Origin of the sequence: Pseudonocardia oroxyli, from assembly GCF_900102195.1 — a bacterium.
GTDB lineage: Bacteria > Actinomycetota > Actinomycetes > Mycobacteriales > Pseudonocardiaceae > Pseudonocardia > Pseudonocardia oroxyli.
In genome coordinates this window covers 231789-246003 of record NZ_FNBE01000002.1, presented here as the reverse complement: position 1 = coordinate 246003, position 14215 = coordinate 231789, and the positions used below count along the sequence as shown (strand labels likewise).

The window sequence follows — 14215 nt, the reverse complement described above, 5'->3', positions numbered from 1 at the left end:
CCCGCAGTTCGCGGACGCGCCCAAGACCTGCGAGGAGCAGCACATGGCACAGGGAACCGTGAAGTGGTTCAACGGTGAGAAGGGCTTCGGCTTCATCCAGCAGGACGGTGGCGGCGCCGACGTGTTCGTCCACTACTCGGAGATCGCGGCGGACGGGTTCCGCAGCCTCGACGAGGGCCAGCGCGTGGAGTTCGAGGTGGGCCAGGGCAAGAAGGGCCCGCAGGCCACCGCCGTCCGCCTCGTCTGACGGCGAGCCCGCCTCCCCTCGCGGGAGGCGGGCCCCCGCCTGCGCGTCCCGCCGCACGATCACGTCCCGGTAGGCACCCAGCTTCGCGCGGAACTCCGCCGCGCCCTCGACCACGCCCTTCTGGCGGAACGTGCCGAACCAGCGCGCCTCGACCCGGCCGCAGGTCCCCGCCCTCAACCGCCACCCCCGCTGAGCCTGCGGCCCAGGACCGTGGCCGCGGCGGCGGTGAGGACCACGGCCACCGAGGGGACGAGCACCACGTGGGGGGCCGCGAAGAGGTACTCGCGGCCCTCCGCGACCATCGCCCCCCACTCGGCCGTCGGGGGCTGCACGCCCAGCCCGAGGAAGGACAGCCCGGACACGGTGAGCAGGGTGCTCGCGAACCGCAGGCACGCGTGCGCGACCAGCGGCGGGGCGATGTTGCGGCTCACGTGCACGGCCAGCACCCGAGCGCGGGTCGCGCCGAGGGCGACCACCCCCTCGACGTACTCCCGGCCGGTCTCGCGGACGGTCAGCAGGTGGGCCTGGCGGGCGAAGGGCGTCCAGCCGACCGCGCAGACCGCGACCAGCAGCGCGGGCACGCCGGGGCCGAGCACCACCGCCGCCAGCAGGCCGAACAGCACCGTCGGCAGCGCGGCGAGCAGGTCCGCGGTGCGCACCAGGACCGCGCCGAACGGCCCCTTCGACGCCCCAGCCAGGAGCCCGACCGCCACCCCGAACAGCCCCGTCAGCAGCACCGCCGCCACGGACAGGCCCAGCGTCAGCCGGGCGCCGGCGACCATCCGGGCGGCGACGTCTCGACCCAGCTGGTCCGTGCCGAGCGGATGGGCCGCGGACGGCGGGGCGAGGATCGCGGCGAAGTCCGGGACGTCGGGGTGCGGCAGCAGGAACGGCAGCACGACCAACACCCCCGCCGCGGCGGCGCAGGCCACCGGCCACCGCCTCACCGGGCCGCCTCCCGGTCCCGCGCCACGGGATCGGCGAGCAGCGCCACGACCTCGACCACGATCCCGGCCACCACGGCGACCGCCACGATGACCAGCGTGCCCGCCTGCACCACGGGCAGGTCTCGGGCCAGGACCGCGTCGTACATCAGCCTGCCCGCGCCCGGGATCCCGAACACGACCTCGACGACCACCGACCCGCCGAGCAGCCCGGCGACGAACATCCCGGACAGTGCGGTCACCGACACGCACCCGAGCCGGGCGGCGTGGCGCCAGAGCACGCGCCCCTCGCTCAGCCCCTTCGCCCGCGCGAGCCGCACGTGGTCCCGGGCGAGGACGTCGATCGTCTCGGCCCGGACGAGCTGCGCCGCGAGCGCCGCGGGATAGGCGGCCAGGGTCAGCGCGGGCAGCACCAGGTGCTGCGGGCCGCCCCACCCCAGCGCGGGCAGGACGCCGAGCCAGACCGCGGCGACCAGCACCAGCCACGGCGCGAGCACGAACTCCGGGACGCTCACCCCGGCGATCCCGACCGCGGACAGCACCCGGTCGAGCAGGCCGCCCGGCCGCCGCGCCGCGTACACCCCCGCCGGGATCCCCGTCGCGGCCGCGAGCAGCAGCGCGCAGCCCGCCAGCAGCCCGGAGACGGCGAGGGCGTCGCCGAGCTGCGCCGCGACCGGCGTGCGGGTGACGTACCCGAGCCCGAGGTCGCCGCGCAGCACCGCACCCAGCCACCGCAGGTACTGCCCGACGACCGGGCCGTCGAGCCCGAACTGCGCGGCCACCGCCGCCTCGACCTGCGGGTCCGGCGTCGCGCTCGCGACGCGGGCCCGCAGCACCGCCCGCACCACCGAGTCGGTGTCCCCGCCGACCAGCCGCGGCAGCGCGAACGCCACCACGGAGGCGACGACCAGCAGCAGGGGCAGCGGGAGCAGGCGGCGGAGCAGCACTCAGGTGGCCGACCGGGTCAGCGACGGCAGGATCGGTCGGACGCCGAGCGGGTCCGGCACGAATCCCGTGACCCCGCGCGAGCCCGCGGTGTTGCGCGGGTGCACCACCATGACGCCCACGGCGTCGGTGGTCAGCAGCCGCGCGGCCTCGGCGAACAGGGCCTGCCGCTGCGCGGTGTCGCTCGTCTCGGCCAGCCGCTGGATCAGCGCGTCGTAGGCGGGCGAGCAGTAGTGCTCGAGGTTGTAGCTGCCGCCGCAGGTGTAGTCCGAGGTCAGCGTGCTCGCCGCGTCCGCGTAGTCCGACAGGTAGCTGCGCGAGTTGAGGAACAGGTCGAACCGGCCCGCCAGCAGGTCAGGCTCCTGCGCCGCGTAGTCGCCCACGGTCAGCTCCACGCGGATGCCCGCCTGCTCCAGCATCGAACCGATCGCGGTGGCAAGCACGGGCATCTCCGGGCGGTTCGGGAAGGTCCACAGCCGCGCCGTCAGCGGCCGGTCCGGACCGTGGCCCGCCTCCGCGAGCAGGGCCTTCGCCCGCGCGAGGTCCGCGCCGGGCGGCGGCGTGGTCGCCCCCCACGGCACGGCCGCCCCGAACAGCTCGCTCGCGGGTGCCGCCGCCCCGGCGAGCACCTGCGCGGCCAGGGTCGGCCGGTCGATCGCCGCGGTCACGGCCTGGCGCAGCCGCACGTCGCCGAACAGGGTGGACTGGCTCATCAGCAGCTCGACGGTGCGCGCGGCCGGGTACTCGGCGACGTCGGCGCCCGCCGACCGGACCTGCTCGACCGCCGCGCCCGGCAGGCCCTCGGCGAACTGCAGGTCACCGGACTGCAGCCCCAGCGCCCGGGTCTGCGGGTCCGGGAGGTACCGCACCGTCACCCTGGCCGCGCCCGCCTTCGGGCCCCAGTAGGCGTCGTTGCGGAGCAGGACGGCGGAGTCCGTGCCGTTGACCGTGTCGAGGACGTACGGGCCGGTGCCGGTGCGCAGGACCTGCGGTTGCCCGCCGCCCGAGTAGGCGGTGGGCGCGAGGATGCCGAGGTTCCCGCTGCTCATCCGCATCGGCATGATCGGGTCGGGCGCCGCGGTGGTGATCAGCACGGCGTCGGCGCCGTCGGCGGCGACGGAGAAGCCGATGTCGCGGATCGCGCGCGGCGGCGCGGTCACCCCGGCGACGTACCCGAGCGCGGTGACCACGGCGTCGGGGGTCAGGGGGGTGCCGTCGTGGAAGGTCACGCCGGGGCGCAGCACGAACCGCCAGGTGCGCGGGTCCGCGGTCTGCTCCCACGAGGTCGCGAGGCCCGGTGCGGGTCGGGCCTGGTCGTCCACCGTGGTGAGGGTCTCGGCCACGCCCAGGCTCTGCAGGCGGGCGCCGTCGTCCGCCTCGAAGGCGTAGGCGGCGCGGGGCGGGAACTGCAGGCCCACCGTGATCTCACCGTCCGGGTCCGCCCCACCCGCGGAGCCCGCGCCCGCACATCCCGCCGCGAGGGCGGCCACCGCCACCGCCGCGAGCACCACTCCGGGCAGTCGTCGCCCCATCACCGCTCCTGTCGTGCGTTCCACGTGTGGAGCGAATCATCTGTGCAACTGTTCAGGTCGTCAATGTGACTCGGACGTGACCCGGCGGACCTCGAGCTCGGGCGGCCGGGGGTCGGCAGGCCCCTGGGCCGGGAAGTCGAACACGCCGAGGATCAGCAACATCGGATAGTCCGGGGACTGGCGCGACCGCCGGACCACCTCGCCGTCGAGCCGGAAGTCGACGCCGTCGGGGCGCCAGTCCACGGCATAGGTGTGGAAGTCGGCGACGTCGATCTCCCGCGGCTCGGCCGCGAACTCCTCGTGCAACGCCGGGTCGCGGAACGCATGGATGCCGCAGCCCACCGCCCGCGGCGCGGTGCCGAACACCTCCACCAGACAGATCTCGCCGCAGCGCTCGGGGGCGTCCTCCATGCCGATCATCCAGGCCGAGAACATCGACCGCGGCCCGATCCGGGCCCGGCACTCCACCTCGACCGTGCCGTGGTGCGGAACCAGCCCGCGCAGCTCGGACTGGGTCTCGCGGACGGTCAGCCCCTCCCGGAAGGGCTGCTGCCCCCGGGTGCTCCCGACCGGGCCGGACCAGTTGCCCGACTGCACCGCGGACACCCGCAGCGGCGGATCGTGGCGGTCCGGACACCAGACGGGGTGCTCGGGCGGGATGCTCAGCCGCAGGCCGCCGCCGTCCTCACCGCCCACCTCGTAGGTCGCGGCGGCCGCCGCGCGCGAGCTCCACGCGGGCAGGTAGGCCGGGAGCCAGCGGGCCGGGTCCAGGGTGGTGAACCGCTCCTCCACGCCCTACCCCTTCACCCCGAACTCGGCCTTCACCTCGGCGCGGAAGCCGTCGTAGTCCTGGGTCGCGGCGAGGCCGAGCTCGCCGATGCAGTCCGCGCAGCGGCCGACGATCCGCAGCAGGGACTGCCTGCCGCAGCGGACGCAGGTCTGCGGGAGCGCGGTGGTGTCGTCGTCGTCGGACATGCGCCGAGTCTGCCGCACGCCGCCGCGCAGGCCGACCGCGCGTCCGGCGGAGGGGTCAGCGCATCACGATGCAGCTCGAGCTGCCCGTCGCCAGCAGCCTGCCGCCCGCGTCCCGCAGCTCGGACTGCGCCAGCGCGGTGCGGCGGCCCGCGTTCACCACCCACCCGGTGGCCTCGACCTCCCCGGTGGCCGCGGTCATGGGGCGCAGGAACCTCACGTCGAGGTCGAGGCTCGTGTACCCGACGCCCGCGGGCAGCGTCGTGTGCACGGCACAGCCCATCGCGGAGTCCAGGAGGGTGGCGAAGACCCCGCCGTGCACCGTGCCCAGCGGGTTGTACTGGTACTCCCCGGGGACCATGCGGAACACCACGCGGCCCTCGCCGAACGAGGCCAGCTCGAACCCGACGAGCGAGAGGATCGGCGGGGCGGGCAGCTCACCCGCCTGCAGCGCCGCGAACACCTCCATGCCGCTCATCCCGGCCGCGGCGGCCATCTTCGTCGGGTCCTCCCAGGTGTGGGTCCGCTCCCGGGGCTGCACGGTCGTCATGCGGGGGAGCCTACCTGGATTGCGGTCAGGAACCCAGCCCCGGTGGACGGCGACAACGATCCGGTCGCGGCCCGGGGGAAACGTCGGGTGTGCCGGATAGCGTGATCGTCCCCGGACCAGGAAGGCCCACCCGTGACTGAGACCCGCTCGTGACGACACCCCGGCCCCGCCGCCGCATCGTCCCCCTCGTCATCGCCCTCGTCGTGGGGGTGGCACTCGTGATCGGCGTGCGCGCGTGGGTGACCGGCGGATCGGGTGGCTCCGGCGGGGACGACCCGGCGCCGAGCCGGGCCGACCGGGCGGACTGCGTGCCGCTGAACGTCACCGCGTCCTCGGAGAAGGCGGCCCTGCTCGCCGCCGTCGCGAACAGCTACAACAACACCGACCGCGAGGTCGACGGGCGGTGTGCGGACGTGCGGGTCACCTCGTTGGCGTCCGGCGAGGCGGCCCAGGCCCTGGCCGCGGACTGGAACGAGGCGGCGTACGGCCCGCGGCCGGACGTCTGGAGCCCCGCCGCGTCGTCCTGGGCGGGTGTGCTCGAGCAGCGGCTCACCGAGGCGGACCGGCCGAACCTGGTGCCCGCCGAGCGGCCGTCGGTGGCCCAGACACCGCTAGTCATCGCCATGCCGCAGCCCATGGCGGAGGCCCTGGGCTGGCCGGACCGGGCGATCGGCTGGGCCGAGCTGGCGGCGTTGGAGGCGGACCCGGCGGGCTGGGGCGCGCAGGGGCACCCCGAGTGGGGCCGGTTCACCCTCGGCAAGACCAACCCCACGCTGTCCACCTCGGGGCTGAACGCCACGGTCGCGGCGTTCTTCGCGGCGACCGGGCGCTCCACGGACCTCGTGTCCGCAGACGTCGCGGACCCCGCGAACCGGGAGTTCGTGCAGCGGGTGGAGAGCGGCGTCGTGCACTACGGGGACACCACGCTGACCTTCCTGCGCAACCTCGCGGAGGCGGACGCGCGGGGCAACTCGCTGTCCTACATCAGCGCGGTCACCGTCGAGGAGAAGTCCGTCTGGGACTACAACCAGGGCAACCCGTCCGGCGACCCCGCGACGGCGGGCCAGGGCCCGAAGCCCCGCGTGCCGCTCGTCGCGATCTACCCGCGGGACGGCACGCTCGTCTCGGACAACCCGTTCCTCACCCTGACCGCGGACTGGGTGGACGCGCCGAAGCGGGCGGCCGCCGCGGACTTCCTGTCCTACCTGCGCGAGCCGGACCAGCAGAGCCGGTTCACCGACGCGGCGTTCCGCAGCTTCGAGGGCACGCCCGGTGCCCCGATCACCCGGGAGAACGGGCTGCTGCCGCAGGCGCAGCTCGCGGTGCTCCAGCCGCCCGCGGCCGCGGTGCTCGACGAGATCGTCACCTCCTGGACCGATCTGCGGAAGAAGGCGAACCTCGTCTTCGTGCTGGACGTCTCGGGCTCGATGGGCCAGACCGTGCCCGGTGCCGGGAGCACCCGCCTCGACCTGGCCAAACAGGCCGCCGAGGAGGGGTTGGGGCTGCTCGGGGCGGAGGACACGCTCAGCGTGTGGACCTTCAGCACGCCGCGGGGCACGGAGACCGACCCGTTCCGGGTGGTCGTGCCGCCGGGGCAGGTCGGCGCCTCCCGCGACCAGGTGCGCCGTGTGGTGCAGGGCCTCGAGCCCGGCGGCGGCACGGCGCTCTACGCCACGACCCGCGCGGCCGTCGCGCAGGTGCAGCAGACCTTCGACCCGAACCGGATCAACGCCGTCGTGCTGCTGACGGACGGGGTGAACGAGTACCCCGCCGACAACGACCTGGCGGGCCTCGTGTCGAGCCTCGACACCGAGGACACCTCGCGCGCGGTCCGGGTCTTCCCGATCGCGTACGGCGAGGACGCGGATCTCGACGTGCTCACCCAGATCGCCCGCGCCACCCGCGCCGCGTCGTACGACGCCGGGGACGAGGCCTCGATCCGCCGGGTCATGACGAACGTGATCTCGAACTTCTGAGGGGGCCGCTCGGATGGGTCTGAAAGAGCGGCTGGCCGATCCGTGGGCGGCGGTCGTCGGTGCGGTCGCGGGCGGGCTGACCTGGGCGGTCGTCCCGGCGGGCGGGGTGGGCATCGCGGCGGGCGCCGGCGTGGCCGTCGTCGTCTACGGGGCCAAGGTGGTGTCCGACGCGCTGCTGAACCGCTCCCCCGCCACCGCGCAGGCGGCCGTGCCCGTCGCGCTGCCCGAACCGCCGCGCGGCAGCTCCGCACGCCGGCTCCTGGACCGGGCGGAGGAAGCGCTGCGGGCGCTCGACGGCACCGTCGAGAACGCCGCGGCCGGGGTCACCCGTGACCAGATCGGCGCGATCCGGGACACGGCGTCGAGCGCGTCGACACAGGTGCGGCGGCTCGCGGGTCAGGCCACCGCGTTCGACCAGGCCTGCGGGCAGATCCCCGTGGAGCGGCTGCGCGAGGAGCGGGGCAGGCTGCAGCGCGCCCGCCCGACGGACCCGGCGGTGCGGGAGGAACAGGCCTCGGCGCTGCGGGGGGTCACCGATCAGCTCGCCACCTACGACCGGATGACCGCGGCCCGAGACGCCGCCCTGGCCCGGCTGCACTCGACCGCGGTCGGGCTGGAGGGGTTGCGCACCCGGGCCGTCGAGCTGCTCGCGCTGGCCGCGACGACCGGCGAGGGACCGGGGGACGAGCTCGTCGAGGAGCTGGGCGCACAGCTGGATGCGCTGCGCGCCGGGCTCGACGAGGTGAGCCGCCTGGCTAGCGGCGGGCCATCGCCTGGAGCCGCCTGATCCGGTCCTCGATCGGCGGGTGGGTGGCGAACAGCCGAGCCATGTGCTCGCCGGGCCGGAACGGGCTGGCGATCATCAGGTGGGCCTGCGAGACGAGCTGCGGCTCGGGCGGGAGCGGCGCGAGGGCGGTGCCGTACTCCAGCTTGTGCAGCGCCGAGGCCAGGGCGAGCGGATCGCCGGTCAGCCGGGCGCCGGACGCGTCCGCCTGGTACTCCCGCGACCGGCTCACCGCCATCTGCACCACGCCGGCGGCGACCGGCCCGAGCAGGGCGATCAGCAGGGCCGCGATCGGGTTCGGCCGGTCCTCGTCCCCGCCCCCGAAGATCCCGGCGAACATCGCCATGTTCGCCAGGAAGCTGATCATCGAGGCCATCGCCCCGGCGACGCAGGAGATGAGGATGTCGCGGTTGTAGACGTGGGACAGCTCGTGGCCCAGCACGGCGCGCAGCTCACGTTCGTCGAGCAGCTCGAGCAGGCCGGTGGTGGCGCAGACGGCAGCGTTGCGGGGATTGCGGCCGGTCGCGAAGGCGTTCGGCGCCTCCGTCGGGGACAGGTAGAGCTGCGGCATCGGCTGGCGCGCGCGCTGCGAGAGCTCGCGGACGATCCGGTACAGCTGCGGCGCCTCCGCCTCGGTGACCGGTCGGGCGTGCATGGCGCGCAGGGACATCTTCGCCGAGTTGAAGTAGGCGTAGCCGTTCATCGCCAGCGCGACGAACACGGCGAGGATCAATCCCGTCCGGCCCGCGACGAGCCCGCCGATCAGCAGCACGAGCGCGCTCATGCCGCCGAGCAGGACCGCCGTCTTCAGACCGTTGAGATGACCGTGCACCGTTCCTCCCTCGTTCCTGCCGCGACAACGAACCGGCGCCGGGAGGTGTTCCGCGCAGACCTGTGCTCTCCGTGTCCTTTGCACTGTCAGCGGATCCGCACCCGACGCGAGGCACGAGCCCACCCTCCGCGCCCCTTTGCAGTGACAGCGGATCCGCACCTCGTGCGAGGTATACGCCCATCCTCCGCGCCCCCCTTGCACTGTCGGCGGATCCGCACCCGACGCGAGGGACGAGCCCCCTCCGCGTCCCTTTGCACTGACAGCGGATCCGCACCCGACGCGAGACACGAGCCCCCATGACCCTTTGCACTGTCAGCCGATCCGCACCTCACGCGGGGTGCGGATCGGCTGACAGTGCAAAGGGGCGCGATCACCACAGCTCCCCCGTGTCAGGATCAGGCCATGACCACCGAAGTTCAGACGTCGATCACCGACGGAGTCGCCCTGCTGACCGTGTCCAACCCCGAGCGCCGCAACGCGATGAACCTCGAGCTGGCAGGCATGCTGGTCGCGGCGCTGGACGCCGCGGTCGCGGACCCCGCCGTCGGCGCCGTCGTGATCACCGGCGAGCCGCCGGCGTTCTGCGCGGGCGGGGACCTCGCCGAGCTGCAGGGCGCCGACCACGAGCGGCTGCGGGCCGTGTACTCGGGGTTCCTCGCGGTGGCCGAGTGTCCGCTGCCGACGATCGCGGCGGTGAACGGCGCGGCGGTGGGCGCGGGCCTCAACCTGGCACTGGCCTGTGATCTGCGTCTCGCCGGCCCCGGCGCGAAGTTCGACACCCGCTTCATGCCGCTCGGTATCCACCCCGGCGGCGGCTACACCTGGATGATCGAGCGCGCTCTCGGGACCCAGGGTGCCAAGGCCATGACGCTGTTCTGCGACGTCCTCGACGCGGCCGAGGCCGAGCGCGTCGGGCTCGTCTGGCGCCGGTACGACGACGACGAGTCCCTGCTTGCGGGCGCCCTGGAGCTGGCGGGCCGGGCCGCAGCGGCGCCCCGCGCGCTCATCGAGACCACCAAGGCGACGATGCGGATCACCGCGGGCCCCCTCTCGCACCGGGAGGCGACGGAGATCGAGGTGCGCGCCCAGGCCGCGACCGTACAGTCGGAGGAGTTCCAGAAGCGGGTCGCGGCGCTGCAGGCGCGGATCAGCAAGCGGTGATCGACGGGTGTGACGCCGCCCGGCCTCAGGCACACTGAACGACATCGGACGTTAACCTCGTCCGTACTCACCATGCTCTCGAGTGGAATCGGGGAATGACCTCGACATGACGTCCAACGACGCCGCCGTCACGTCCGTGCCCGAGGTCGTGACCAAGGACCGTGTGGTCATCCGGTTCGCGGGTGACTCCGGTGACGGGATGCAGTTGACGGGTGACCGGTTCACCTCGGAGACCGCGACGTTCGGCAACGACCTGTCGACGTTGCCGAACTTCCCCGCCGAGATCCGCGCCCCCGCCGGGACCCTGCCCGGAGTCAGCTCGTTCCAGCTGCACTTCGCCAACTACGACATCCTCACCCCCGGCGACCGCCCGGACGTGCTGGTCGCGATGAACCCCGCCGCGTTGAAGGCGAACATCGCCGACCTGCCCCACGGCGGGGTGTTGATCGTCAACACCGACGAGTTCACCAAGCGGAACCTGACCAAGGTCGGCTACGCGCAGAATCCGCTCGAGGACGACTCGCTGGCCGACTTCCAGGTGCATCCGGTCGCCATGGCCACCCTCACGAGGGGCGCTCTGGAGGAGACCGGGCTGAGCAAGAAGGACGCCGAGCGGGCGAAGAACATGTTCGCCCTCGGGCTGCTGTCCTGGATGTATCACCGCCCCCACGAGAGCACCGAACGGTTCCTGCGGGAGAAGTTCGCCCGCAAGCCCGACATCGCCGAGGCCAACATCCTCGCCTTCCGGGCAGGTCACGCTTACGGGGAGACCACCGAGGCGTTCGCGGTGACCTACGAGGTCGCCCCGGCGAAGCTGGCCCCGGGCACGTATCGGCAGATCACCGGGAACACCGCGATGTCCTACGGCATCGTCGCGGCCGGGAGGGTCACCGGACTACCGGTGTTCCTCGGCGCCTACCCGATCACCCCCGCCAGCGACATCCTCCACGAGCTGTCCAAGCACAAGGCGTTCGGTGTGACCACGTTCCAGGCCGAGGACGAGATCGCCGGGGTCGGCGCCGCCCTGGGCGCGAGCTTCGGCGGGGTCCTGGGTGTCACGGCCACCTCCGGGCCGGGAATCGCGCTCAAGGCGGAGACCATCGGGCTCGCCGTCGCCCTCGAACTCCCGCTGCTGGTCATCGACGTCCAACGAGGCGGCCCGTCCACGGGGCTGCCCACCAAGACCGAGCAGGCCGACCTGCTCCAAGCCATGTTCGGGCGCAACGGCGAAGCACCCCTGCCGATCATCGCCCCCCAGTCCCCGGGGGACTGCTTCCACGCCGCCGTCGAAGCCGCCGCCATGGCGGTCAAGTACCGCACCCCCGTCATGGTGCTCTCCGACGGGGCGCTCGCGAACGGGTCCGAGCCGTGGAAGGTCCCCGACGCCGACACCCTGCAACCGATCGACCCCGGGTTCGCCACCGAACCCAACGCCCCCGACGGGTCCGGGGAGTTCTGGCCCTACCTGCGCGACCCCGAAACGTTGGCCCGCCCCTGGGCCGTCCCCGGCACACCGGGCTTGGAACACCGCATCGGTGGGCTGGAGAAAGCCGACGGCCGCGGGTCGATCTCCTACGACCCGGACAACCACGACCGGATGATGCGGCTACGCCAAGCCAAGATCGACGGCATCGAAGTCCCCGACCTGCAGGTCGACGACCCCACCGGGGACGCCGAGCTGCTGGTCGTCGGGTGGGGCTCCACCTACGGGCCCATCGTCGCCGGCGCCCGGCGGGTCCGCGGGCTCGGACACCGGGTCGCGACCGCGCAGATCCGCAACCTCAACCCCCTGCCCGCCAACCTCGGGCAGGTGCTGCGCTCCTACAAGACGGTGCTGGTCCCGGAGATGAACCTCGGGCAGCTCGTCCTGCTGCTGCGCGCCCGCTACCTCGTCGACGCCAAGTCCTACACCAAGGTCTCCGGGCTGCCGTTCAAGGCCGAGGAGCTCCAGGACGTGTTCCTGGACTACCTCACCGGCACCCACCCGAACACCAGCACCACCACCAACGGAGCCCCCATGACCGGAGCACAGGCATGAGCACCGACCTCGGTCTGCCGTCCATCGGCGGGCTGGACCTCGTCCCCCACACCGAGGACAAGCAGACCGCGAAGGACTTCACCTCCGACCAGGAGGTCCGCTGGTGCCCCGGCTGCGGTGACTACGCCGTGCTCGCCGCGGTGCGCTCCTTCCTCCCCACGCTGGGGATCAAGCGTGAGAACACCGTGTTCGTCTCCGGCATCGGCTGCTCCAGCCGGTTCCCGTACTACCTCAACACCTACGGGATGCACTCCATCCACGGCCGCGCCCCCGCCATCGCCACCGGCCTCGCCACCAGCCGCGAAGACCTCTCCGTCTGGGTCGTCACCGGCGACGGAGACGCCCTCTCCATCGGCGGCAACCACCTCATCCACGCCCTCCGCAGAAACGTCAACCTGAAGATCCTGCTGTTCAACAACCGCATCTACGGCCTCACCAAGGGCCAGTACTCCCCCACCAGCGAGGTCGGGAAGGTCACCAAGTCCACCCCCATGGGGTCGGTCGACCACCCCTTCAACCCCATCTCGTTGGCCCTGGGCGCCGAAGCGTCCTTCATCGGCCGGGCGTTGGACTCCGACCGCAAGGGCCTCACCGAGGTCCTCGCCGCCGCCGCCGCGCACCGCGGCTCCGCGCTCGTGGAGATCTTCCAGGACTGCCCCATCTTCAACGACGGCAGCTTCGACCTGCTGCGCAAGCCGGAGACCAAGGAACAGCGGCTCATCGCCGTCCGTCACGGCGAGCCCATCGTGTTCGGCCCCGAGGACGACCGGTACGCCGTGGTCCGCGACGGGTTCGCGTTGAAGGTCGCCCGCGCGGCCGAGGTCGACGCCGCCGACATCGTGGTCCACGACCAGGAGAGCCACGAGCTCGCCTTCGCCCTGTCCCGGCTGTCGGACCAGAACCTCGACCACACCGTCACCGGCATCTTCCGCAACGTCGACCGCACCACCTACGACGACGCCGCCCGCGCCCAACTCCAGCAGGCCAAGGACAAGGCCCCGAACGCCGACCTCCAGACCCTGCTCAACGGCCGCGACACCTGGACCATCGCCGGCTGACCCGGCGTGGACGCCCCGCCGGCCGGGTGTCGAGCCGCTACCCGCCGGCGGGCGGCGGCTCGGGCTCGTCGGGCGGGGTGAACAGCCGGCCGGGTCGCCGATCGTGGGCGCCGGGTTGCCTCGGGATCCGCGGATCGGGCTCGGGGCCCGGGTGGCGCAGCCGGTCGAGCGCGCCGAGCGCCGAGGGTCCCGTCCGGGGCGGCGGGACGCTGTCGAGCCCGGCCAACGCCGGGTTGGTGGGTACCGGACCGGCGACCGAGGGGGTGCCGGGCGTGCGCCGAGCATGGCGCGGCACCCCGGGCAGGGGACTCGGCGGAGCCTGCGCGGCCTGCACCGGGTCCATGGGCTCGGGGGCGGCCGACGGCTCGGGCGGAGCGGGCCGTCGCCGCCCCGGTCCGATCGCGAGCCAGGTCAGCAGCCCGCCGAGCAGGAACGAGAGCAGGCAGAGCACCCACATCTGGGCGAACACCGCGGCCATCCCCACCTCCTCCTCGATGAATCGCTCCGGACCGTTCGTGCGCTACCCGAGCGCACCGACGAACACCTCGACCCGCCGACTCGCCTCGGGCTCGGCGAGGGGGTCGGCGTCGCCGGCGCCCTCCACCGTGATCCGAGACGGCGCCACGCCTGCCGCCACCAGCCGCTCCGCGACGGCCGCCGCCCGCTCCCGCGACAGCTCCACCGCACGACGAGGTGGGCCCGGCAGGTCCGCCGTGTGCCCGACGAGCCGGACCGTCGCCTCCGGTGCCGACGCCAGCAGCGCGCCGAGCGCGTCCGCCGTCGCCGCGGTCGCGGGGCGCAGATCGGCTCGTTCACCGTCGAACAGGAGCGGGTGCGCGGCCAGCATCGCCGCGACCCGAGCTCCGACCTCGCCCGCCGCCCCGGGGGTCGGGGAGACCGAGCCCGGCGCTCCGGTCGCGGTGGTCCGCGCCGCGGCGGTGGCCGGAACGACCGGTGCCGGCGCACGGACCCACAGGAGCCCGATCGCCGCGAGGAGCGCGGGCACCGCGACGGCCGCCACCGCCCATCCCGCCAGCCGGCCGCTCCCGGACACACCGCCTCCCCGATCGGGTGAAGGACACAGTAGCCGGGACCGGGGGCGGGGGGGACCCGCCGATTCGCCGGCCGAGCGCGGGCTGGGGCGGGTGGACGTTCGGCGATCGTGTTCTGATGGAA

At 73.7% G+C, this 14215-nt stretch carries 15 protein-coding genes; 6 read left to right on the top strand and 9 right to left on the bottom strand.

Going from position 1 to position 14215, the window contains the following annotated elements; translation table 11 throughout:
• Window positions 1-43 precede the first annotated feature (43 nt).
• On the top strand, window positions 44-247 hold the full coding sequence (locus BLS43_RS03760; RefSeq protein WP_093077443.1) for a cold-shock protein: 204 nt from the start codon (window positions 44-46) through the stop codon (window positions 245-247).
• A 173-nt stretch (window positions 248-420) separates the two neighbouring features.
• On the opposite strand, the gene BLS43_RS03755 is transcribed toward BLS43_RS03760, so the two are convergent.
• Genes BLS43_RS03755 through BLS43_RS03730 form a run of 6 tightly spaced genes read right to left on the bottom strand, consistent with a single transcriptional unit; the run spans window position 421 to window position 5190 of the window.
• Window positions 421-1194, bottom strand: coding sequence for an ABC transporter permease (locus tag BLS43_RS03755; RefSeq protein ID WP_093076720.1), 774 nt, complete (start codon window positions 1192-1194; stop codon window positions 421-423).
• Window positions 1191-2138 carry an ABC transporter permease gene (locus BLS43_RS03750; protein WP_093076717.1) on the bottom strand — a complete coding sequence of 316 codons (948 nt, stop codon included), beginning with the start codon at window positions 2136-2138 and terminating at the stop codon, window positions 1191-1193. The genes BLS43_RS03755 and BLS43_RS03750 overlap by 4 nt, the downstream gene beginning before the upstream one ends.
• Entirely contained in the window at window positions 2139-3668 is a 1530-nt protein-coding gene (locus BLS43_RS03745) for an ABC transporter substrate-binding protein (RefSeq protein ID WP_093076714.1), read from the bottom strand.
• 60 nt (window positions 3669-3728) lie between these two features.
• Entirely contained in the window at window positions 3729-4460 is a 732-nt protein-coding gene (locus tag BLS43_RS03740; RefSeq protein WP_093076711.1) for a glycoside hydrolase family 16 protein, read from the bottom strand.
• A 3-nt stretch (window positions 4461-4463) separates the two neighbouring features.
• Window positions 4464-4643, bottom strand: a complete 180-nt coding sequence (locus BLS43_RS03735; protein ID WP_093076708.1) for a hypothetical protein — start codon at window positions 4641-4643, stop codon at window positions 4464-4466.
• A gap of 55 nt (window positions 4644-4698) precedes the next feature.
• Window positions 4699-5190 carry a PaaI family thioesterase gene (locus BLS43_RS03730; protein ID WP_093076705.1) on the bottom strand — a complete coding sequence of 164 codons (492 nt, stop codon included), beginning with the start codon at window positions 5188-5190 and terminating at the stop codon, window positions 4699-4701.
• Window positions 5191-5339: 149 nt separating this feature from the next.
• On the opposite strand from BLS43_RS03730, the gene BLS43_RS03725 reads away from it, so the two are divergent.
• Together BLS43_RS03725 and BLS43_RS03720 are read left to right on the top strand one after the other, a co-directional pair.
• Complete coding sequence (locus BLS43_RS03725) at window positions 5340-7166, top strand: substrate-binding domain-containing protein (protein ID WP_093076702.1); 1827 nt, start codon at window positions 5340-5342, stop codon at window positions 7164-7166.
• 13 nt (window positions 7167-7179) lie between these two features.
• Window positions 7180-7953 carry a hypothetical protein gene (locus BLS43_RS03720; RefSeq protein WP_093076699.1) on the top strand — a complete coding sequence of 258 codons (774 nt, stop codon included), beginning with the start codon at window positions 7180-7182 and terminating at the stop codon, window positions 7951-7953.
• On the opposite strand, the gene htpX is transcribed toward BLS43_RS03720, so the two are convergent.
• Window positions 7922-8782 (bottom strand): zinc metalloprotease HtpX, encoded by an 861-nt coding sequence (htpX, locus tag BLS43_RS03715; protein ID WP_093076696.1) that lies wholly within the window; start codon window positions 8780-8782, stop codon window positions 7922-7924. The genes BLS43_RS03720 and htpX overlap by 32 nt on opposite strands.
• 402 nt (window positions 8783-9184) lie before the next feature.
• Between htpX and BLS43_RS03710 the strand changes: the two genes are divergently transcribed.
• From BLS43_RS03710 to BLS43_RS03700, 3 genes are all read left to right on the top strand, one after another.
• On the top strand, window positions 9185-9943 hold the full coding sequence (locus BLS43_RS03710) for an enoyl-CoA hydratase (protein WP_093076693.1): 759 nt from the start codon (window positions 9185-9187) through the stop codon (window positions 9941-9943).
• 106 nt (window positions 9944-10049) lie between these two features.
• A complete protein-coding gene (locus tag BLS43_RS03705; protein ID WP_093076690.1) occupies window positions 10050-11981 on the top strand; it encodes a 2-oxoacid:acceptor oxidoreductase subunit alpha in 1932 nt (643 codons plus the stop codon).
• Complete coding sequence (locus tag BLS43_RS03700) at window positions 11978-13039, top strand: 2-oxoacid:ferredoxin oxidoreductase subunit beta (RefSeq protein ID WP_093076687.1); 1062 nt, start codon at window positions 11978-11980, stop codon at window positions 13037-13039. The genes BLS43_RS03705 and BLS43_RS03700 overlap by 4 nt, the downstream gene beginning before the upstream one ends.
• 37 nt (window positions 13040-13076) lie before the next feature.
• Here BLS43_RS03700 and BLS43_RS03695 read toward each other — a convergent pair whose 3' ends face one another.
• On the bottom strand, window positions 13077-13517 hold the full coding sequence (locus BLS43_RS03695) for a hypothetical protein (protein WP_093076684.1): 441 nt from the start codon (window positions 13515-13517) through the stop codon (window positions 13077-13079).
• A 42-nt stretch (window positions 13518-13559) separates the two neighbouring features.
• The gene (locus BLS43_RS03690; protein WP_093076681.1) at window positions 13560-14093 is read right to left on the bottom strand and encodes an OmpA family protein; all 534 of its coding nucleotides are present in this window, start codon (window positions 14091-14093) and stop codon (window positions 13560-13562) included.
• Between the last annotated feature and the right edge of the window lie 122 nt (window positions 14094-14215).